Genomic DNA, 23083 nt, shown 5'->3' on the forward strand with positions numbered 1-23083 from the left:
CTGCTGGACGAGCGCGCTCAGCACGCCGCCCGGACCGGCCTCCAGGAACGTCCGAATGCCTTTGAATCGCATCTGCCGGACGGCGTCCGCGAAACGGACCGGCTGCCGGACGTGCTGAACCCAGTACCCGGGATCCCGCACATCCCCGCCGGCGGCAGGTCCGCTGGCGACGATCGGGATCCGGGGCTCCGAGAAGGCCGCCGAGCGGACGATCCGCTCGAACTCGGCCAGCATCGGCTCCATCAGCGGCGAGTGGAACGCGTGGCTCACGGTGAGCGGCCGCGTCCGCCAGCCCTGTTCCCCGGCCCGCTTCCCGATCTCCGCCAGCGCGCCCAGGTCACCCGAGACGACCACGGAGTCCGGCGCGTTGACCGCCGCCAGCCCGGCGACGTCCTCGTACCCGGCGAGGAGGGGCAGGACGTCGCTTTCGGCGGCGCGTACGGCGAGCATGCCGCCGCCTTCCGGCAACGCCTGCATGAGCCGCCCGCGGGCCGCCACGATCCGGGCGGCGTCGTCCAGCGACCAGACCCCGGCGGCGTACGCGGCGGTCAGCTCGCCGATGGAGTGCCCGGCCAGCAGGTCCGGCTTCACCCCGAACGACTCGACGAGCCGGAACAGGGCCGCCTCGACCGCGAACAGCGCCGCCTGCGTGTAGACCGTGCGGTCCAGCCACGCGGCCGCCTCGGTGCCCGGCTCGGCGAAGACGACGTCGGCCACCCGGTACGGCACGTGTCCCGCCTCGACGAGGTGCTCGTCCAGCGCCCGCGTGAGCGTGTCGAACGCCTCCCGGTACACGGGGAAGTCGTCGTACAGGTCCCGGCCCATGCCGACGCGCTGCGAACCCTGGCCGGTGAACACCACACCCAGCCGCCCGCCGACGACTCTTCCGGCGACGGCCTGCGCGTGTTCCCGCCCGGCGGCGAGCGCGTCCAGCGCCTCGACCGCCCCGGTGGGCGTACCCGCGAGGACGGCGGCGCGATGATCGAAGCGCGCGCGGGACGCGGACAGCGACCACCCGAGGTCGACGGGGTCGAGGGGGGTCGTGCGGAGGTGGCGTGCGAGGGCCGCGGCCTGACCGCGGACGGCGGCCGGCGACTTCCCGCCGAGCAGCCACAGCGTGGGGCCCGCCCCGACCTCGGCCGGCTGCTCTTCGACGGGCACCGTCTCGAAGACGGGCGCTTCCTCGACGATGACGTGGGCGTTCGTGCCGCTGACGCCGAACGACGAGACCCCCGCGCGGCGCGGCCGGCCCTCGGCCCGCGGCCAGGGGCGCGGCGCCGTCAGCAGTGAGACCGCGCCCGACTCCCACTCCACTTTGGAGGACGGGGTCTCGGCGTGCAGCGTCCGTGGCATGGTCTCGTGGCGCAGCGACAGGACCAGCTTGATGATCCCGGCCACGCCCGCCGCCGCCTGGGCGTGGCCGATGTTCGACTTGAGCGAGCCGAGCCACACCGGTTCGCTGTCGGAACGGTCGCGGCCGTAGGTGGCCAGCAGCGCCTGGGCCTCGATCGGGTCGCCGAGCGTCGTACCGGTCCCGTGCCCCTCCACAAGGTCCACATCGGACACCGACAGCCCCGCGGACTTCAACGCGCTCAGGATGACGCGCTGCTGCGCCGGCCCGTTCGGCGCGGTGAGGCCGTTCGACGCGCCGTCCTGGTTGACCGCCGACCCGCGCAGCACCGCCAGCACCGGATGCCCCAGCCGTCGCGCGTCCGAGAGCTTCTCCAGCAGCACCAGGCCCGCCCCTTCGGACCAGCCCGTGCCGTCGGCCCCGTCGGCGTACGCCTTGCAGCGGCCGTCCGGCGCCAGTCCCCGCTGCCGGGAGAACTCGACGAAGATCGAGGGCAGGGCCATCACCGTCACGCCACCGGCAAGAGCTAGGGAGCACTCCCCCGCCCGCAGCGAGCGCATCGCGAGGTGGACCGCCACGAGCGACGACGAGCACGCCGTCTCGACGGTGACGGCCGGCCCCTCCAACCCCAGCGCGTACGCGACGCGGCCGGTGGTGGCACTGCCGGAATCGCCGATGCCCAGATTCCCTTCGACCTCCCGCGGTACGCGTCCCCGCGGCGCGTAGTCGTGGTACATGACGCCGGCGAACACCCCGGTGTCGGAGCCGCGCAGCGAGGCCGGGTCGAGGCGGGCGCGTTCGGCCGTCTCCCAGGCCAGTTCGAGCAGCAGCCGCTGCTGGGGATTCATCGCGAGGGCCTCGCGCGGCGCGATGCCGAACAGGTCGGCGTCGAACTGGGCCGCGTCGTGCAGGAATCCGCCGTGGCGTACGTAGGTCTTGCCGGCGGCGTCCGGATCGGGATCGTAGAGGCCCTCGGTGTCCCAGCCCCGGTCCGACGGGAACTCCGTGATCGCGTCGCGGCCCTCGTCGAGCAGCCGCCACAGGTCGTCCGGCGTACTCACCCCGCCCGGCAGCCGGCAGGCCATCGAGACGATCGCGATCGGCTCGGCCGCCGCCGCCTCCAGCTGCTCCAGCCGGTCGTTGGCCTGGCGCAGTTCGACGAGTACGCGCTTGAGATAGTCGCGCATCCGGTCGTCGTCGGCCATGCTCTCCTCCTGGGTCTTGGCTGCTTCGCTCTGGGATCCGGACTGCGTGCTCAGGCGCGGCCGAGTTCGCTCTCGACGAGGGCGAAGAGGTCGTCGTCCGTCGCGTCGGTGATGTCGCTGAGGTCGTCGGCGGCGTCCTTCTCCGCCGCCCGGCCGGACAGCGTCTTGAGCAGGGCCGCGGCTCGCGTACGCACGGCCTCGTCGGCGATCGGGCCGCCCGCCGGGTCGGCCAGCAGGCGTTCGAGGCGGTCCAGGTCGGCGAGGACCCCCGTGGCCGGGCGGGCGGCCGGCGCGCCGATCTGGCCGTCGAGCAGCCGGGCGATCGCCGCCGGGGTCGGGTGGTCGAACACGAGCGTGGCGGGCAGGCGTACGCCGGTCGCGGCGGTCAGCCGGTTGCGCAGCTCGACGGCGGCCAGCGAGTCGAACCCGGCGTCCTTGAACGCCTGCGCCGGTCCCATCCGGGTGCCGTCGTCGTGGCCGAGCACCGCCGCCACCTCGCCGGTCACCAGCTCCAGCAGGTACGCCGTGCGCTCCGGCGCCGCCAGCGCGGCCAGTCGCCCGGCGAGCCCGTCCGGCGCGGCGGCCGCCGACGCGACCGAGCGGCGGGTGCGGCGTACACCCAGCAGGGGGTGCTCCGCGCGGAGGTCGAGGCGCGCCGCGACGAACCGGGCGTCGGGCAGCGCGAGCGCGGTGTCCAGGGCAGTGAGTGCGGCCTCGACCGGCAGCGCGCCGACGGGAGTGCGGCCGCCGCGGACCCGGCGGGTCATGGCACTGTCCACATCCCACACTCCCCACGCGACGGAGGTGGCCGGCAGCCCCTGGGCCCGGCGGTGCTCCGCGAGCCCGTCCAGGTACGCGTTCGCCGCCGAGTAGTTCGCCTGCCCGGGATTGCCGAGGACACCGGCGATCGACGAGAACAGGACGAACGCGCCGACCTCGCCGGCGAGTTCGTGCAGATGCCACGCGGCGTCCGCCTTGGGCCGCAGTACGGTGTCGAGCCGGTCGGCGTCCTGGGCGGCGAGGACGCCGTCGTCCAGCGTCCCGGCGATGTGGAAGACGGCGGCCAGATGCTCGGACCGCAGGACATCGGCGAGCGCCTCGCGGTCGGCGCAGTCGGCGGCGGCCGCTCGGACCTCGGCACCCGCGGCGGTCAGGTCGGCGATCAGCTCGGCACTCGGCGCGCCCCGGCTGACGAGCAGCAGCTTCCGTACGCCGCGCGCCGCGACCAGATGCCGGGCGACGAGGCCGCCCAGCGTGCCGGAGGCGCCGGTGACGAGAACCGTCCCCGCGGGATCGAACGAGATCCCCGCGTCGTCGGTGCCATCGGTTTCTCCGGTGCCATCGGTCGCGCCGGTGCCGCCGGTCCAGCGGCCGAGGCGCGGGACGAATGCCGAACCGTTGCGCAGCGCCAGTTGCGGCTCCCCGGTGGCGACCGCCCGGCCCGCTGTGCCGGACTCGACACCGTCCTGACTATCCGTGTCGATGAGCAGGATGCGGCCCGGGTTCTCCGCCTGGGCGGTGCGTACGAGGCCCCAGACCGCCGCGCCCGCCGGGTCGACGTCCTCGCCGGGCACGACCGCCACCGCCTGCCGCGTGACGATCGCGATCTTCCTGTCGTGGTCTCCCGCGAGGAACTCCTGCAGCGCCGCGAGGACACCGCCGGTCAGCTCGCGTACCCGCTGCGGCGTTCCCGCTCCGGGGGCACCGGTCGCGTGGACGACGATGTCGTCGGCGGCGTCGATAGCGGCGTCGGCCGGCAGCGGTACCGCCGTCCAGCCCACCTGGAAGAGGGCGTCGGTCGCGGTCACCCGGCCCACCGGACGGAACGACAACTCCGCCACCGTGGCGACCACCGCTCCGGCCTGGTCGAACAGGTCGAGCCGGACCGCCCGCTCGCCCACCGGCCGGACGCGTACGCGTACCTCGGTCGCGCCGGTCGCGTGGATCGTGACGCCGCTCCAGCCGAACGGGACCAGCGGGCCTTCGGCGGACGACGACGCAGCCGGCGGCACCGCGCCGAAGCTGGTCGCGTGCAGGGCCGCGTCCAGGAGCGCCGGGTGCAGGAGATACTCGGGGCCCGAACCCGTCACGGGCAGCCGGACGTCGGCGTACGTGTCGCCGTCGAGACGCCAGACGGCGCGCAGCCCCTGGAACGCCGGACCGTAGCCGTATCCGTTCGAGCGGTGGTTCTCGTAGAAGCCGGTCAGATCGACCGCCTCGGCTCCGGCCGGCGGCCACGCGCCCGACAGCTCAGCCGGCAGGTCAGCCGAGTCCGAGCCGGACAGGGTGCCGGCGGCGTGCCGGGTCCACGTGTCGGCGCCGGTCGGCCGGGCGTACACGGCGACCTCGGTGCCGGTCACGGTGACCTGGAGCTGGACCGGCTCCCACGGACCCGATCCGGCCGGCAGCGCCAGCGGCGCCTCGACCACCAGATCGTCCACTCCCGACAGTCCGGCCTCGTCGGCGGCGCGGGCCGCCAGTTCGAGGAAGGCCGTGCCCGGCAGCAGGACCGTGCCGTTGATGACGTGGTCGGCGAGCCAGGGCTGGCCGTTCGGCGACAGCCGGCCGCTGAGGACCAGGCCCTCGCCGTTCGCGCCGTCGAGCGCCGCGCCGAGGATCGGGTGGGCCATCGGCCGCAGGCCCAGCCACGCGGCGTCGGCCGTCGGCCGCTCGGGCTCCGGCCAGTAGCGGGCGTGCTGGAACGCGTACGGGGGCAGGTGGGTCAGACGGCCGCCGGGCATCGGGCCCGTCCAGTCCACGGCGACGCCGCGTACGTGCAGGCGGGCCAGGGCGGTCAGCAGGGTCACCGGCTCCGGCTGCCCGCGCCGCAGCAGGGCCACCGCCGCCGGGGCGTCATCCGCGAACGCCTCCTGCGCCAGGGCGGTCAGGACGGCGTCCGGCCCGATCTCCACCATCGTCGTGACACCCCGGTCGAGCAGTACGCGTACGCCGTCGTGGAACCGGACCGCACCGCGGACGTGCCGCACCCAGTACGCCGGATCGGTGAGCTCGCCCTCGGCGGCGAGGCGGCCGGTGACGTTGGAGACGACGGGGATGCTCGGTTCCGCATAGGACAGTCGCGAGGCGACGGCCGCGAACTCGTCGAGCATCGGTTCCATCAGCGGCGAGTGGAAGGCGTGGCTGACCGACAGGCGGCGGGTCTTCCAGCCGCGCTCCTCGGCGGCCGCGGCGATCCGGTCGAGGGCGTCGACCGCGCCGGAGACGACCACGGCCGAGGGGCCGTTGACCGCGGCGATGTCCACGGCTTCGCTGCCCACCACTGCCGCGCTGTCGGCGGGAAGGAGTTGCTGGACGTCCGCTTCGGTCGCGCGTACGGCGAGCATGCCGCCGCCGTCGGGAAGCGCCTGCATCAGCCGGCCCCGGGCGGCGACGATCCGGGCCGCGTCGGCGAGATTCCAGACCCCCGCCACGTACGCGGCCGTCAGCTCGCCGATCGAGTGCCCGGCCAGCACGTCGGGCCGCACGCCCCAGGAGGCGGCGAGCCGGAACAGGGCCGCCTCGACGGCGAACAGCGCGGCCTGGGTGTAGACCGTCCGGTCGAGCCAGGACGCCGGTTCCGAGCCCGGCTCGGCGAAGATCACGTCGGCCAGCCGGTGCGGGACGTGGCCCGCCGCGACCAGGTGCTCGTCCAGCGCGGCCGTCACCTCGTCGAACGCCGCCGCGAACACCGGGTACGCCTCGTACAGCCCGGCTCCCATCCCGACGCGTTGCGCCCCTTGCCCGGTGAAGAGCACGGCGACCTGTCCGTCCACAGGGGACCCCGTGACGACCGCACCGCCGGCGGCACTGCCGGCCGCGAACCCCCGCAGAGTGTCGGCGAGGGTCTCGGGCGTGCCCACGACGACCAGCCGCTCGTCCAGCCGGGCCCGCCGCTCCGCCAGCGTGTACGCGACGTCGACCGGTTCCGGCCGCGCCGCCGCGACATGGTCGGCCAGCCGCGCGGCCTGGACCTGAAGCGCGGCGGCCGACCGCGCGGACACCGGCCACGCGACAACGGGAACGGCACCGGCGGGAGGGGCACTCACGGGAAGCGCTTCCGCGGGCTGCGTACCGGGCGCCTCCTCGATGATGATGTGGGCGTTCGTCCCGCTCACCCCGAACGACGACACTCCCGCCCGGCGCGGCCGGTCCGACGCCGGCCACGGCTGCGCCTCCTGGAGCAGCGACACCGCCCCGGACGACCAGTCCACGTGCGGCGTGGGCTCGCCGGCGTACAGGGTGGCGGGCAGGACGCCGTGGCGCAGCGCCAGGATCATCTTGATCATTCCGGCGACGCCGGCCGCGCCCTGCGTGTGGCCGATGTTCGACTTGACCGAGCCGAGCCACAGCGGCGACTGCTCCGGCCGGTCCTGGCCGTAGGTGGCCAGCAGCGCCTGCGCCTCGATCGGGTCGCCGAGCGCCGTGCCGGTGCCGTGCGCCTCGACGGCGTCGACCTCGGCCGGGTGGAGACCCGCCGCAGCCAGCGCCTGGCGGATGACACGCTGCTGCGACGGGCCGTTCGGGGCGGTCAGGCCGTTCGACGCGCCGTCCTGGTTGACCGCGGAACCCCGGACGACGGCGAGCACCGGCAGGCCGCGCCGCTCGGCCTCGGACAGCCGGGTCAGCAGCAGGACGCCGACCCCCTCGGCCCAGGCCGTGCCGTCGGCCCCGGCCGCGAACGCCTTGCACAGGCCGTCGGGGGCGAGCCCGCGCTGCCGGGCGAACTCGATGAAGTTGTCGGGCGTGGCCATCACGGTCACACCGCCCGCGAGCGCCATCGTGCACTCGCCCCGGCGCAGCGCCTGGGCGGCCAGGTGTACCGCCACCAGCGACGACGAGCACGCCGTGTCGACCGTGACGGCCGGACCTTCCAGACCCAGCGCGTACGCGACGCGGCCGGAGGCGACGCTGCCGGAGATCCCGGTCAGCCGGTAGCCCTCCAGTTCCGCCGAGCCGCCGCCGGCCGACCGCAGCCGCAGCGCGTAGTCGTGGTTGATCACTCCCGAGTAGACGCCGACGTTCTGCCCGGCCAGCGTCTGCGGGTTGACCCCGGCCCGCTCGAAGACCTCCCACGACACCTCCAGCAGCAGCCGCTGCTGCGGATCCATGGCCAGCGCCTCGCGGGGCGAGATGCCGAAGAACCCGGCGTCGAAGGCGGCCGCGTCGAGGAACGCGCCCCGGCGGGCGTACGTGGTGCCGGGGGTGTCCGGGTCGGGGTCGAAGAGGGTGTCGAGGTTCCAGCCGCGGTCGGCCGGGAAGTCGGTCATCGCGTCGCGTCCCTCGGCGAGCAGCCGCCAGAGGTCCTCAGGGTCGTCGATGCCGTGCGGGAAGGCGACGCCGCCGGGGAACCGGCACGCCAGCGACACGATCGCGATCGGCTCCTCGGACTCGCCCGTCTGAGCCGCCGCATCCGCCGGGGAGTCCGGCGCGGACGCCGCGCCCCCGCCCATCGCGGTCAGCAGGTACTGCGCCAGGACGGCCGGCGTCGGGTAGTCGAACACCAGCGTGGCGGGCAGCTTGAGACCCGTCTTCGCCAACAGCCGGTTGCGCAGTTCCACCGCCGTCAGCGAGTCGAAGCCCGCCTCCTTGAACGCCCGGTCCGCGGTCACCGCGTCGGTACGCGAATGCCCGAGCACCGTGGCGGCCTCCGCGCGTACCAGATCGAGCAGAGCGGGCAGCGACGCCGCCGGCTGCGAGCCGAGCGGCTGTGCTCCGCCCGGCTGGGCCGACGCGGACCGGCGGGTGGTGCGCACGAGGCCGCGCAGCAGATGCGGCACCTCGGCGCGCCCGCGCAGGTCGAGGTCGGCGGCGGTGAGCGCGGCGTCGGGGCCGGTGAACGCGCGGTCGAACCGGGCCAGGCCATCCTCCGTGGACATCGCCTTGACCCCGTCGCGGCGCGTACGCTCGACGGCCGCCGCGTCCATCCCGGCGGTCATGCCGCTCTTCTGCGCCCACAGACCCCACGCGACGGAGGTCGCGGGCAGCCCCTGCGCGTGCCGGATCGTCGCGAGCCCGTCCAGGTACGCGTTGGCCGCCGCGTAGTTGCCCTGTCCCGGATTGCCCAGCACCCCGGCCGCCGAGGAGAACAGCAGGAAGGCGGCGAGGTCGTGGCCTTCGGTCAGCTCGTGCAGATGCCGCGCGGCGTCGGCCTTGGGCGCCAGCACCTTCGCGAGCCGCCGCGGGTTGAGCGCGGGAATGGTCGCGTCGTCGACGACGCCGGCGGTGTGCACGACGGCCGTCAGCGGATGCCGGGCGGGAACGGCCGCGATCACCGCCGCGAGCGCGTCCCGGTCCCCCGCGTCGACCGCCGCGAACGTCACGGTCCCCGGCTTCTGATGTGTGCCCTCCTGCAGGAGCCCGATCAGCTCGGAGCGCAGTTCGTCCGCGCCCGGCGCCTGCTCGCCCTGCCGGCTGAGCAGCAGCAGGTGGCGTACGCCGTGCCGCTCGATCAGCCGCCGGGCCACGAGCGCCCCGAGGGTACCCGTGCCACCGGTGACCAGGACCGTCCCGTCGGGGTCCAACGTCCGCGGAACGGTCAGCACGACCTTGCCGGTGTGCCGCGCCATGCTCAAGTGGCGCAACGCCTCCGGCGCGCGGCGTACGTCCCAGGTGGACACCTCGGGCGGCTCGATCCCGATCCGGCGCAGCTCCGCCAGCAGCTCGCCGAGCCGCTCCGGTCCCGCGTCGCGCACGTCGTACGCCCGGTACGCGATCCCGCGCGGCGCCGACTCCGCCGGCCGGATGTCGGTCTTGCCGAGTTCGAGGAACGTCCCGCCGTCGCGGAGCACGTCGAAGGAGGCGTCGGTCAGCTCGCCCGCGAGCGAGTTCACGACGACGTCCATGCCGCCGCCCGAGGAGCCGCTGTCGGAGGAGCCGCTACCGGAGGAGGGGCCGCCGAACTTGTCCCGGAATCCCGCGTCCCGCGAGCTGGCGATGTGGTCGTCGTCGAGCCCGAGCTCGCGCAGCTTCGGCCACTTGGCCGGGCTGGCGGTCGCGTACACCTCGGCGCCGAAGTGGCGGGCCAGGCGGATCAGGGCACTGCCGACACCGCCCGTGCCCGCGTGGACGAGGATCTTCTGCCCGGGTGCGATCCCGGCCAGGTCGACCAGCCCGTACAACGCCGTCAGGTACGCGATCGGCACGCCGGCGGCCTGCGCGTACGTCCAGCCGGCCGGGATCGGCGCGACGAGCCGGGCGTCGGTGACGGCCACCGGGCCGAAGGCCCCGAAGTCGCCGATCATCCCGTAGACGCGGTCGCCCTTCTTCAGCCCCTTCACGCCCTTGCCGGTCGCGAGCACGACCCCGGCCGCCTCGCCGCCCAGACCGGTCTGCCCCGGCACCATGCCCAGGCTCACCAGCACGTCGCGGAAGTTCACGCCGGCCGCGCGTACGGCGATGGCGACCTGGCCGGGAGCAGGCGGCGTGTCGGCCACCGGCACCAGCCGCAGATCGCTCAGGCTGGTCGCCCCCTCGGGCTGATCGAGCATCCACCGCGGCTGCGCCGGCGGCACGAGCTCGGCGGGTGTGCGGGCCAGGCGCGGCGCGTACGCCACCCCGTTGCGCAGGGCCAGCTGCGGCTCGTCGGTCGCGGCGACCCGCGCCGCCAGCGCCGCGGCCACCGGGCCGTCCGCGTCCAGCAGCGTCACCGCGCCGGGATTCTCCGACTGCGCCGACCGGACCAGGCCCCACGCCGCGGCCGCCGCCGGGTCGCGTACCTCGGCGCCGCTGTGCACGGCCACCGCGCCCCGCGTCACCACGACCAGCGGCTCGTCGCTCTCCCGCTGCAGTTCCGCCAGCACGCCGGGCAGATCTTCCAGCACGTGTACGCGTACCGGCTGCTCGCCGCCGCCAGTTCCCGGGTCCGCGAGGTCCGCCGGTGTCCACTCCAGACGGTAGAGCCCGTCGGTCCCGGCCGCCTGCGCCCTGTCACCGGCGGCCGCCCTGAGCTTCAGGGACGCCACCGAGAAGACGGGACCGCCCGCCGGGTCGGTCGCGTGCACGGAGATCTCACTGCCGAGGTCGCCGCCGGTGCCGCCGATCGACTCCGCCCGGACCCGCAGCGTGGTCGCGCCGGTCGCGTACAGGCTGATTCCGGTGAAGGCGAACGGCATCCGGGGCTGTTCGTCCTGGGGCGCGCCCGCCTTGGTCGCGTGCAGCGCCGCGTCGAGGAGCGCCGGATGCACCAGGTACGCCCCGGCCGAGTTCCCCTCGGGCAGCCCGATCTCGGCGAACAGCTCGGACCCCCGCCGCCACGCCGCCCGCAGCCCCTGGAAGGCGGGCCCGTACGCGTACCCGGCGGCGGCCTGGCTCTCGTAGAAGTCGGTGACGTCGACCGGCTCGGCGTCCGCCGGTGGCCACGAGGCGCCGGTCTCAACTGGGGCGGCCGCCGGCTCGGTCTGCTCCTTGGTCAGGTTGCCGCTCGCGTGCCGGACCCATGCGCCGCCATCGGCCTGCGCGTGGATCGCGAACGTGCCCTCCGCCGTCGCGGTCACCCTGATCCGGCGTGGCTCGCTCAGCACCAGCGGCGCCTCCACGATCAGCTCGCCCACGTTCGGTACGCCGACCGCCTCGCCCGCCCGCAACGCCAGCTCGACGAGGGCCGCGCCCGGCACGACGACGTCCCCGCCGATCCCGTGGTCCGCCAGCCAGCGATACGCGTAACGCGACAGCACCCCCGTGAGCACGACCCCGCCGTCCGGCAGCTCCACCGGTACGCCCACCAGCGGCTCGTCCGACGGCAGCAGCCAGAACCGGCGGCGCTGGAACGCGTACACGGGCAGGTCGACAGGGTTGCCGGCGGGCAGGGTGACGTCCACTCCGGACACCGCGAGCCGCGCGATCGCGGCCAGCGCGTCGGGCAGCATCGGAATCGCGTTCGCGTCCTCGGCCGTCTGCGGTACGAGGGCCGTCAGCACACCGCCCGGCCCGGCCTCGAGGAACGTCCGCACGCCCTTGTCCCGCATGTGCCGGACGGCGTCCGCGAACCGGACGGGCTGCCGCACGTGCTCGACCCAGTACGCCGGGTCGGTGATCTCGCCGGCCGCCGCGACCGGGATCAGCGGCGCGTGGAACGCGACGGAACGGACGGCGAGCTCGAACTCCGCGAGCATCGGCTCCATCAGCGGCGAGTGGAACGCATGGCTCACGGCGAGATCGCGTGTCTTCCATCCGCGGGCCTCGGCGAGCTTGCCGATCTCCGCCAGCGCTTCCAGTTCACCCGAGACGACCACCGAGTTCGGTGCGTTGACCGCCGCGATCCCCGCCCGGTCGGCGAATCCGGTGATGAGCGGCAGGACCTCGGCCTCGGACGCGCGTACGGCCAGCATGCCGCCGCCGGCCGGCAGCGCCTGCATCAGCCGCCCGCGCGCCGCCACGATCCGGGCGGCGTCGTCGAGCGACCAGACCCCGGCGACGTGGGCGGCGGTCAGCTCGCCGATCGAGTGCCCCGCCAGCAGGTCCGGCTTCACTCCGAACGACTCGGCGAGCCGGTACAGCGCGGTCTCGACGGCGAACAGCGCCGCCTGCGTATACACGGTCCGGTCGAGCCACTCCGCCGCCGCCGAACCCGGCTCGGCGAACACGACGTCGGCGACCCGGTGCGGGACGTGCCCCGCGAACACGAGATGCTCGTCCAGCGCTGCGGCCACGGCGTCGAACGCCGCCCGGTAGACCGGAAACTCGGCTCGCAGTTCGCGGCCCATGCCGAGCCGCTGCGAGCCCTGCCCGGTGAACACGACGCCCAGCCGCCCCGGTACGACCTTTCCGACGACGGCCTGCGGGTGCTCCCGCCCGGCGGCGAGCGCTGCCAGAGCCTCGTCCGCCCCGTAACGCGTATTACTGAAAATGAGCGCGGCACGATGCTCCAGCGAGGCGCGGGTCCCGGCCAGCGACGAGCCGATGTCCACGACGCCGGCGGGCGGCAGATCGCGCGCGAGCGCGGCGGCCTGGCCCTGGACGGCGGCGGCCGAACGGCCGGACAGCAGCCACAGCGTGGGCTGGTCCGCCGCCGCCGCGGCGGGCGGCGCGGACAGCGCGGCCGGCGCTTCTTCCAGGATGAGGTGGGCGTTCGTCCCGCTGACGCCGAAGGAGGAGATCCCCGCGCGGCGGGGCCGCTCGGGCGACGACGGCCAGTCGCGGGCCGACGTCAGCAGCGAGACCGCGCCGGACGTCCAGTCCACATGCGACGAGGGTTCCGTGACGTGCAGGGTCTTCGGCATCTCCCGGTGGCGCAGCGACAGGATCAGCTTGATGACCCCGGCGACCCCGGCGGCGGCCTGCGCGTGCCCGATGTTGGACTTCAGCGAGCCCAGCCACAGCGGCGAGTCCGGGGACCGCCCCTGCCCGTAGGTGGCCAGCAGCGCCGACGCCTCGATCGGGTCGCCCAGGGTGGTGCCGGTGCCGTGCCCCTCGACCAGGTCCACATCGGACGTCGTCAGGCCGGCCGACGCCAGGGCGCGGCGGATCACCCGCTGCTGCGCAGGCCCGCTCGGCGCCGTCAGGCCGTTGGACGCGCCGTCCTGGTTGATGGCCGAGCCCCGGACGACCGCGAGCACGGGGTGGCCGTTGCGGCGCGCGTCGGACAGCCGTTCCAGCAGGAGCAGGCCGGCCCCCTCGGACCAGCCGGTCCCGTCGGCCGCGTCCGAGTACGCCTTGCACCGGCCGTCCGGCGCGAGCCCGCGCTGCCGGGAGAACTCGATGAACGAGGTCGGCTGCGACATCACGGCGACCCCGCCGGCCAGCGCGAGCGAGCATTCGCCCTGCCGCAGCGACTGAGCCGCCAGGTGGATCGCGACCAGCGACGAGGAGCACGCGGTGTCGACGGTGACGGCCGGCCCTTCGAGCCCGAACGCGTACGCGACCCGGCCCGAGACCACGCTGCCGGACGAGCCGATGCCGATGTAGCCTTCGGTCCCCTCCGGTACGCGACCGACACCGGACCCGTAGTCGTGGTACATCACCCCGGCGAACACGCCCGTGTCGGAACCCTGCAGCGACGTCGGGTCGAGCCCGGCCCGCTCCAGCGTCTCCCAGCCCAGTTCGAGCAGCAGCCGCTGCTGGGGGTCCATGGCCAGCGCCTCGCGGGGCGAGATGCCGAACAGCTCGTTGTCGAACAGGCCGGCGTCGTGCAGGAAGCCGCCGTGGCGTACATAGGAGGTGCCGTGGGCGGCCGGATCGGGATCGTACAGCTCGTCGAGACGCCAGCCCCGGTCGTCGGGGAACTCGCTGACCGCGTCGCGCCCCTCGGCCAGCAGCCGCCACAGTTCGTCCGGTGTGGACACGTCGCCCGGCAGCCGGCAGGCCATCGCCACGATCGCGATCGGCTCGTCCACCGCCACCCGCGCGGCGTTGTCCGACGCGCGTACCGGGGCGGCCGCCGGTGCCCCGGTCAGCAGCGCGTGCAGGTGGTCGGCGAGCGCGTTCGGCGTCGGATGGTCGAACGCCACCGTCGCCGGCAGGACCAGCCCGGTCGCCGCCGCCAGCCGCGTACGCAGGGCGACGGCGTTCTGCGAGGTGAACCCGAGGTCCTTCAGCGCCCGCGCCGGGTCGAGGTCGGCCAGCCCGCTGACCGCGGCAGCGTGCTCCAGGACCAGGTCGAGCAGGTCGGCCCGGGACACGTCCGGCGCGACGGCCTCGACCCCGGCGGGCACGGTGTCGACCAGCCCCCGCAGCAGCGGCGGAACGCCGGCGCCGAACGCGGTGACATCGAGCCGGCCGGCGTACAGGACGGGTTCCCCGAGCGCGAGCGCGGCGTCGAACATCGCCATCCGGTCCCGGTCGCCCAGCGTACCGAGCCCGTCGGCGGCACCGAGCCAGAGCGCGGCCCGGCCACGCCCGCGACGGTCGAGGACGACGGCCTGCGAGCTTGGGTCCGCGGCGAGCACCACGAACGCCGCGACGTCCGGGAACAGCTCGTCGAGTTCGGCCGCCCGCCCGGCCGTGTCCACGACGGCATCCACGGCTTGCCCGTGCAGGTCGGCGAAGGACACCAGGCGGGCGCCCAACTCCTCCGCCAGGGCCGCTGCCGCCGGGTCCTCGGCGCCGCAGGCGCTGGCGAGGAGAACCTCACCGCTGCGCGCCAGATGCCGGGCGACCGTCGCACCGTCCACTGTGTCCGCCCCGGCGACCAGGGTCAGGCCCCAGGCCGGAACCGCCACATCGATCAGCGCCGCCACCCGCTCCAGCCGGGGCACGAGCGCGATCCCACCGCGTACCGCGATCTGCGGCTCGCCGGCCGGCAGATCGGCCGGGACCTCCGCCGGAGCGACGCCGTCCACCAGCACGACGCCGTCGACCGTACGGGCGGCAGCCCACGCCGCCGCGACACCGGCATCGACGACCTCGGACTCCTCGACAGCGATCCCGCCGACGGCGGTGACCACCGTCAGACCCCCGTCCTCGGTCACGCCGTCGAACTCGTCCAGCGCGACGACCCGGTCAACCGGCCCGAGCACCCCGAAACGCGTATCACCGGATGGTGAAACAGGGACCCACGACAAGCGGAAGAGGGCGTCGTAGAAGAACGAGCCGGAGGCCCGCAGGCGAGCGGGAAGATCGAGCAGCACGTGCCTGGTGATCTTCCCCGAGGCCGTGCGCGGAATCCGGTCGATCTCGTACAGCTCTTCGGGAACCTTGAAAGGAGCGAGCCGTTCGCGACAGGCGGCGAGCAGTGCCTCGGCGTCGAAGCCGCCTGAGCCGGTGTCCTCGGCGGCCGGCACCAGGAACGCGACCACCACCTCGCCGAGGATGTCGTGCGGCTTGCCGACGACCGCGACGTCCGCCACCCCGGGAACCGACCGCAGCACCTCCTCCACCTCGCCGGGGTGGATGTTCTCCCCGCCGCGGATGATCAGCTCCTTGATCCGCCCGGTGATGCGGAAGTAGCCCGCCTCGTCGCGCCGCGCGAGATCACCGGTGTGGTACCAGCCGCCGGCCAGCGCGACCACCGTCGCCTCGGGCTGGTTGTGATACCCGGCCATGACGCTCGGGCCGCGCACCCACACCTCGCCCTCGGCGCCGTCGGCGACGTCCTGCCCCGTCTCGGGATCCACGACGCGTACGCCGAGACCCGGCACGGGCAGCCCGCAGCTGCCCTCGACCCGGGCGCCGGTCGGCCAGTTGATCGTGATCGACCCGCACGTCTCCGTGCTCCCGTACGCGTCGAGCAGCGGCGCCCCGAACGCCTCCTCGAACGACCGCCGCAGGGCCGCCGTGGTGATCGCCCCGCCGACCAGGCACATCCGCAGCGCGGGCGCGGCGAACTCGGTCTCCCGCGCGGCCTGGACGAGATAGTGGTACATCGTCGGCACGCCGGCGAGGAACGTGGCATCCTCCTCGCGGACCGCGGCGAGAATGTCCTCGGCCGAGAAGCCGTCGACGATCCGCGCGGTCGCGCCCACGGCGGTGACACCCAGGACGCAGACGATGTGCGCCAGACTGTGGAACAGCGGCAGCGGCCAGACCACCCGGTCGTCGGCGGACAGCCCGGGAATGGGTACATAGCAGGCGGCCACCGACCACAGGCAGTTGCGCTGCGTGGACAGCACGCCTTTGGGCTTGCCGGTGGTCCCCGAGGTGTAGAGCATCCAGGCGACATCGTCGAGCCCGAGATCATCGCGCGCGGGCACGGGCGGCTCGGTCGTGGCCAGCCGCTCGAAGTCGAGAGTCCCGTCTCCTGTCTTCGCGCCCGCCTCCCGCGGCGCCCCACCGACGATCACCAGAGTCAGGTGCGGGCGCTCCGCCGCCAGCGCCCGGAACAACTCCAGATGCGCCTCGTCCGTCAGCACGAACCGCGCATCGCTGTCGTCCAGCATGTACGCGATCTCGCCCGCGGTCAGCCGCGGATTGATCGGCACCCCGACGCCGCCGGCCCGGACGATCGCGTGGTAGCTCTCGACCATCTCGACCCGGTTGCCCAGACAGATCGCGGCCCGGTCGCCCGGCTGCAACCGGTGCCCGGCGAGATGCCCCGCCAGCCGCCGCGTACGCGCCTCCAACTGCGCGTACGTCACAGCCCGGTACGCGTCCCGATAGGCGACCTTGTCGCCGCGTACCCGGGCGTGCTCGACGAGCAGCTCCGGCAGGGGACGGATCAAATCGGTACGCAGCACGGCCACACCCTTTCGTCGGTGTCGTGCTGCCCAGTCTTGCGAGGATCGGCGGTCGTCGAACCCCTGGTGATCCCCTGATGATCCCCAGAGGATCCCCCTACGACGTCTTCGAGACTCGACGAACGCTGCCGGACGACGCGTATCGGCGAGGTTCCGGTCGGGCATGGGGCGCTGGGCGGCGTACCGCACCTGAACTGCCCGATCGCCGAGAAGACGAGTGACAGAGAGATCTATTCAACCGATGATCGTCAATGCATCCCGTTCATGCGGCGTGTGCCGGCGGCGCCGTTCTACGGAGCCCGCGAGAAGGACGCCCTCAGCGGCGAGCCGAGGATCAGGATGCGAATTGGTGACAACTGAGCCACAGCCCCAGGTCGGAAAGCCGTCGCAGCGTCTCGGCGCTGAGCTGCAGTTCCGGGAATGCCAGTACAAGGTGGTTGGCCGCGTCTCGATCCGAGGTCAACTCGATGAAGACGTTGATGCCTGCCACCAGACCCAGCGACTCACAGGCGTGCCGCAACCTGTCGGCATACGGCTCGATGATGTCGAGGAGTTCGCCGAGAACGGCGTCGGTGCCGAACTCGGCGCGCGATGATATATCGACAGCCCACGCGCTTTGCGAACCTACACCGGAGCCCGCACGCTGCGTCCGGCTTGGAGTGATGCCGGTGATACGCGTTACCTCCGCGGGGTCGAACCTCGATGCCAGGTCATCATCGGGCCGCGCCGCGACGAGCAGATAGGCGCTCTGAACACACCGTGGCTGCACCACGGAACCGGTGCTGGTGCGTACCCGCCGATCCACCGCGCCTCCCCTACGGCTCCGCCAGAAGCTGTCGACGTCGTTGATCAATCACGCTCGTCCCGTTCGAGGATCGCACATCGTGTCATGGGGGCGAATTCCTCTCATATATGTCGACGGAAACCGTCGACCTCGGCTCAGTCGTAACGTGCCACGAATGGACGTGACGGCCGATCGGCGAGGATCTTCCGCATGGTCACGGGCCAGGTGGTCTACCCTCATCCAGGCCGTCGTGTCCACATGCGACAGATCGGCCCATCTGCCACCCACCCGGCCAGCGTCGCCGATTACGTGGCCCTCTCAGCTGCCGGGGGCCGCGGTGAAGTCGTACGCGCGCTCCACCCGGGCGATTTCGACGCGGTAGCGCGCCAGCCACCGATGCCGGCCGAGCTCCTGGGCCTCCAGGTGTTCGGGGTGCTGCTTCCAAGCACGGATCGCCTCATCATCGGCGTAGTAGATGACCACGAGGTCGCTGCCGTCCGGTAGGACGGCGGACTCCCGGCCGAGGTATCCGGGCTGAGCCTCCGCGAGCTCCACCATGCGCTGATTCATGGCGGCATAGCCGTCGGGGTCGATCCCGCTCGGAGTGATCGTGAAGATGGCGACGTGGTAGGGCGGTTCGGGCCGCACGCCGTAAGGAGTGGTCACACCGTATGGTACTTGCCGATGATCGGCTGGCGTCACAAGAGTCGGCCGACGGTGGTCACATACCGGTGTGTCGTCGGCGACGCAGGAGCCGAACACTTCAGCGGGCAGTCGTTGCGCGATGTTGCTTATGGCAGGCCACCGGTGAGGAAGGGGATCAGGAGGGCGATCACCGCTGCGGGGTTCTCTATCTGCGGGTAATGGCCGATGGCTGGTTCGCCGTCAAGCAGGGCCACGACGGCGCCTGGGATCCGTTCGGATGCGCGGCAGGACAGGGGCGCCGCCGACGGGGTCCGCCGGTCCCCAGACGAAGAGCATCGGCCCCGGGTAGGTTCGTGTCGTTTGCCTTGACACCAGCGTCAACGTCTACCGTCACCCCGTGAAGTACGCGATCAGCTACAGCCCGCCGCATCACGGCGTCGACCCCGACGTCCTCGTCGCGTACGCGCGAACGGCGGAGGAGTTCGGGTTCGAGGGGATCTACCTGCCCGAGCATGTCGTCCTGTACCCGGGCGCGACGATCGGCGGCTGGGAAATCCCGCCGGACCTGCCCTACCTCGACCCTCTCGACGCGCTGGCCTTCGTGGCCGCGGCCACCGACCGGCTGCTACTGGGCACAGGCGTGCTGCTCCTGCCCTACCACCATCCCGTCGTGCTGGCCAAGCGGCTGGCCACACTGGACGTGCTGGCTCGGGGCCGGATGCGGCTGCTGACCGTCGGCCTCGGCGCACTGCCCGGCGAGGCCGCCGCGACCGGGGTCGACTTCGCCAGCCGCGGCCGCCGGGCCGACGAGGCGATCGACGTCCTGCGGCTGCTGTGGGCGGGCGGCACGGACGGCGCCGAGTTCCACGGCGAGTTCTTCGACTTCACCGGGCTCGTCAGCTTCCCGAAGCCGTACCGGGCGGCGACTCTGCCGATCCACGTCGGTGGATCCAGCCGGGCCGCCGCAAGGCGAGCCGGAAGCCGTGGTGACGGCTACTTCCCCGGCGGCCTCCTCCCGCCCGACGAGCGGGCCGCCCAACTGCGGATCGCCCGCGAGGCCGCCGCCTCGGCCGGACGTGACCCGGCAGAGCTGGAGTACACGCGTACCGCGTCGATGGACCTGACCGCGGGGGGATCTGCGGCGCTCGCGGCCCAGGGCGTCACCAGGGTGGTCGTCGGCTGCACGGCGACGGATCCGGCCGAACAACGCGAAGAGATGTACGCATTCGCCGAACGGCATGGTCTGTTGCCCTGACCGGGCTGGCGCGATGTGAGCCGTTTACATCCACGAGGGCGTTACATCCACGAGGGCAGGATTGATCCGTTCTCAGGCCTGGTCGCCGAGGGCGAGCAGGACGTTGCGGAGGGCGTCGACCGCCGTCCGCCGCACCTCCACCGGTACACGTTCCAACGCCGCAGCCTGCGCCTCGGTCGCCGCCCGGACGGCCTGCTCGGCGAGGGCGACTCCGGTCGAGGTGAGGCGTACCCAGGCGCTGCGGGCGTCTTCCTGATGCGCCTCGCGATCGACTAGGCCGGCTTCGGTGAGGCGGCGCAGCACGTTACTCGTCCCGCCGGAGGAGAGCAGTAGCCGAGCGGTCAACTCCGACGGGCGCAGACGGTAGGGCGGGCCGCTCGAACGGAGCACGGCGAGGATGTCGTACTCGGCTTTGGTCAGGCCGAACGGGGCCAGCGCCGTAGCGGCGCAGTCGCCCAGGATCGCGGCGAGGCGGCCGGCGCGCTTGGCCAGCGCCAACTCTTCGCCCACGACGCCGGGCAGCTCACGGTCCCAGGCGGCGGCGATCACATCGGTCGAATCCCTGCTCACGCCCCCGATGGTAAATCAGGCAGGGACCGTGTCACATCTGGGTCGCATCCGGGTCACATCCGGGCAGCCTTCGTGATACCTTTTCAGAAAGCTTTTAAGAAAGGTATACACATGCTGCTCATCACGAACTCCCACGTCGTTCCGGGCGACGGCAGCCCCGAACGACCCGGCGTCGACCTCCTCATCGAACAGGGCGTCATCACGGCGATCGGACCGGATCTTCGACACGAAGCCGCCGAGGTCATCGACGCCACCGGACTCATCGCCCTGCCTGGCCTGGTGGACACGCACCGGCACGTCTGGCAGGCGCCGCTGCGTGGGATCGGCGCCGATATGACGCTCCCCGCCTATCTGTCCACGGTGCTGGGGCGGATCCTGCCCGCCTACACGGCGGCGGACGCGGGACTCGCGACACTGCTGGGTGCGGCCGAGGCGCTCGATGCGGGAATCACCAGCGTCCTCGACTACAGCAACGCCGCGTTGACCGCCGAACACCGCGCCGCGATCGCCGAGGCGTACGCGTCCGCGGGCCAACGAGCGATCGTCGCGACCGAGACCGAGGACGCAGATCAGGCCCGGGCGATCCTCGGACCCGACTACGGCCCCTACGAGGTGGCCGCGGAGCAGATACGGCAGGCCCAGGCGGACGGGGTGCTCGTGACGATGCACGTCCAGGGCGGCCGGGAGAAATCACCTCTGGTCCGGCTGCACGAGGCCGGACTGCTGGGGCCCCGCGTACACCTGGTGCATGGCAATGAAATGAGCGACGAGGAGGCGAAGGTGATCGCGGCGAGCGGGGCCGGGGTGACCGTGACACCGCTGGTGGAAGGGCTGATGGGGCACGGCGTATCGGCTTATGGGCGGCTGGTCGCGGCGGGCGCGCGGCCGGCACTGGGTACGGACGTGGTGGTGAACGCGGCGCCGGACCTGTTCGAGGTCATGCGGGACACGCTGCGGGCGGAGCGGCTGCGCACCCGGACGATGGTGCCCGCCGCCAGCATGATCACGGCCGCGACCCAGGACGGCTCGCGGGTACTGGGGCTTGGTGACCGCATCGGCAGCCTCGTGGTGGGAAAGCGGGCCGACGTCATCCTTGCCGGTGGGCTGGCCCACGTCGCGGGCGACCGCGCAGGAGCAGCGGTCACCACGCTGCGTGCGTCCGATGTGGACACCGTGATCGTGGACGGCCGGGTGGTCAAGCGATCCGGCCGGCTCGTCGGGCTCGACCTGGCCGAGTTGCGGGCACGCGGAACGGAGCTGGCTCGACGCGTCACCCGCTGACCCGGGGCCGGCCGCACTGACAAGATCTCGATCCAGCCCGGCAGTCAGTTGCCTGACCTCAGCGCAGGACTGCCTGCCGGGTCCCCCGCGGATCGCCGGATCGTGTCGAGTAGGCGGTGCAGTCGCAGGCCGGCCGCGAAGTCAGAGGCGTGCCGGGTCTGGTCGGGATCGTAGAGGGTCTCGAAGTCGGCTGGTGGCAGGTCCGCGGCGACGCTATGTGGCCGGCGGTGGTTGTACCGGTCGACGTCCTCGAGGATGGCCAGTTCGACCTGGTCGCGGGCCGCCATGGGCCTTGGCCGAAGGGGACGGGCGGCCGCTGTGGGCGGCGTAGAGGCTCGCGGGCGACGGCCCCACCGGCGTTCGCGAATGCACACGATAATTCCGCTTGTCGGGAACATTCACGAAGCGACGGAGATCGATCTGATGGCCAGTGTCGCACACCGCGCCGGCGAGACGAGGCATGTTACTGGCCGTGGGAGCGGGCCAGGCGGGCTGCTGCCGCGGTGGCCAGCACGAGGACGGCGGTGGCGAGCAAGCTGATCCGCAGCCCTGGCAGGAACCCAGCCTGGCCGACGATCGCGCCGAACACCGCCACCCCCAGCGCGCCGCCCAACTGCCGGGCGGTGTTGAGCACACCGCTGGCGGTCCCGGCCTGTGGCGCAGGCACGGAGTCGATGAGCAGCGCGATGATCGGCGGGACGGTGAACGAGCCACCGACTCCGACCGGGATCATCATTGCGGCAACCAGCGCCGTAGGCGTGTCCACGGGCGCCGCGGCGAGCGCGGTGAGCCCGGCGGCGAGGGTCACCAGACCGCCGACGATGGTCGGCAGACGACCGAACCGGACCGCCGTCCGCACAGCGACCGGGTTCAAGATCGCCACGAGGGCGGTCATCGGCAGGAACAGCAGCCCGGTCTGCCACGGCGACTGGCCTCGTTCGGTCTGGAAATACAAGCTTTGCAGGAACACCACCCCGTAGAAGCCGACCATGCCGACGAAACCGGCGGTCAACGCGAACCCGACCCGCCGCGACCGCAGCAGCGACAGCGGCACTATCGGGTGCCGACCGCGTACCTGCGCGGTGAGGAACACCGCCGCACCGGCGATCGCCAGACCGAAAGCGGCCAGAATGATCGGGCTGCCGTAGCCACTCGCGCCGCCCTCGATGACCGCGAACGTGAGCGCCGCCAGGGCGACGATGGCGCTGAACTGTCCGGTCCAGTCGAACGGCACGGCCCGGCGATCCGAACGCCGCACCCGAGCCAGTACAGCAAACGCGGCCGCGCCGGCCGGCACATTGAGGAAGAAGATCAGCCTCCAGCCGACCTGGGTCAATGCGCCACCGAGTAGGGGGCCGGCCGCCGCGGCGACCGCGCCACCCATCGCCCACAACGCGATCGCCTTCGCCCGATCGGTGCTGTCGAGGTAGGCAGAGCGGATGAGCGCCAGGGAGGTCGGAGTGACCAGCGCGGCACCCACACCTTGCAGCATCCGGGCCGCCACCAGCACGCCCAACGACGGCGCCAGCCCACACAAGCCGGATGCGACAACGAACACACCCATTCCGATGCCGTACGTCCGCCGGGCACCGATCCGGTCGGCCAGGGTGCCGGCGAACAGCAGCAGCGCAGTGAACATCAGCGTGTACCCGGTGACCACCCACTGCAGCCCGGAAAGATTCGCACTCAGATCAGTGCGGATGTCCGGCAGCGCGACGTTGACCACCTGCGCGTCCAACGCGACGACGAAGAACCCCAGCATCGCCGCCCACAGCGCGAATCGAGGGTTCATCGGCGTAGGCGCGGCCGCGCGTCGGTCGCGGATCGGCGCAGACAGTGAAGCGACGGACATGGTAAGGCTCCTTCACAGGTGCGGCGGTTACC

Annotated in this window: 8 protein-coding genes and 1 pseudogene; 2 read left to right on the forward strand and 7 right to left on the reverse strand. The window is 72.9% G+C overall.

The annotated features are described in order from the left end of the window. Window positions 1–9 precede the first annotated feature (9 nt). The 4 genes and pseudogenes from G401_RS58780 to G401_RS0104565 form a co-directional block, all read right to left on the reverse strand. Window positions 10–2610: pseudogene (locus G401_RS58780) on the reverse strand (type I polyketide synthase); the annotation flags it as partial. Then, the gene (locus G401_RS57030; RefSeq protein ID WP_211240667.1) at window positions 2607–16664 is read right to left on the reverse strand and encodes a type I polyketide synthase; all 14058 of its coding nucleotides are present in this window, start codon (window positions 16662–16664) and stop codon (window positions 2607–2609) included. The gene G401_RS57030 and the pseudogene G401_RS58780, both read right to left, overlap by 4 nt. A 334-nt stretch (window positions 16665–16998) precedes the next feature. After that, window positions 16999–17517, reverse strand: coding sequence for a DUF4279 domain-containing protein (locus G401_RS0104560; protein WP_084556810.1), 519 nt, complete (start codon window positions 17515–17517; stop codon window positions 16999–17001). A 249-nt stretch (window positions 17518–17766) separates the two neighbouring features. Continuing rightward, entirely contained in the window at window positions 17767–18114 is a 348-nt protein-coding gene (locus G401_RS0104565; protein ID WP_027341573.1) for an antibiotic biosynthesis monooxygenase family protein, read from the reverse strand. Window positions 18115–18490: 376 nt separating this feature from the next. Between G401_RS0104565 and G401_RS0104570 the strand changes: the two genes are divergently transcribed. Continuing rightward, window positions 18491–19348, forward strand: a complete 858-nt coding sequence (locus G401_RS0104570) for a TIGR03619 family F420-dependent LLM class oxidoreductase (RefSeq protein WP_027341574.1) — start codon at window positions 18491–18493, stop codon at window positions 19346–19348. Between the two features lie 72 nt (window positions 19349–19420). Here G401_RS0104570 and G401_RS0104575 read toward each other — a convergent pair whose 3' ends face one another. Then, window positions 19421–19918: a MarR family winged helix-turn-helix transcriptional regulator gene (locus G401_RS0104575; protein ID WP_027341575.1), complete on the reverse strand. Its 498-nt coding sequence runs from the start codon at window positions 19916–19918 to the stop codon at window positions 19421–19423. Between the two features lie 111 nt (window positions 19919–20029). On the opposite strand from G401_RS0104575, the gene G401_RS0104580 reads away from it, so the two are divergent. Next, complete coding sequence (locus tag G401_RS0104580; RefSeq protein WP_027341576.1) at window positions 20030–21199, forward strand: amidohydrolase family protein; 1170 nt, start codon at window positions 20030–20032, stop codon at window positions 21197–21199. A gap of 44 nt (window positions 21200–21243) precedes the next feature. On the opposite strand, the gene G401_RS0104585 is transcribed toward G401_RS0104580, so the two are convergent. Beyond that, complete coding sequence (locus G401_RS0104585; RefSeq protein WP_027341577.1) at window positions 21244–21486, reverse strand: hypothetical protein; 243 nt, start codon at window positions 21484–21486, stop codon at window positions 21244–21246. A gap of 176 nt (window positions 21487–21662) precedes the next feature. Further along, the gene (locus G401_RS0104590) at window positions 21663–23051 is read right to left on the reverse strand and encodes an MFS transporter (RefSeq protein WP_027341578.1); all 1389 of its coding nucleotides are present in this window, start codon (window positions 23049–23051) and stop codon (window positions 21663–21665) included. Window positions 23052–23083 lie beyond the last annotated feature (32 nt).

This window comes from Hamadaea tsunoensis DSM 44101 (assembly GCF_000428945.1).
Lineage (GTDB): Bacteria > Actinomycetota > Actinomycetes > Mycobacteriales > Micromonosporaceae > Hamadaea > Hamadaea tsunoensis.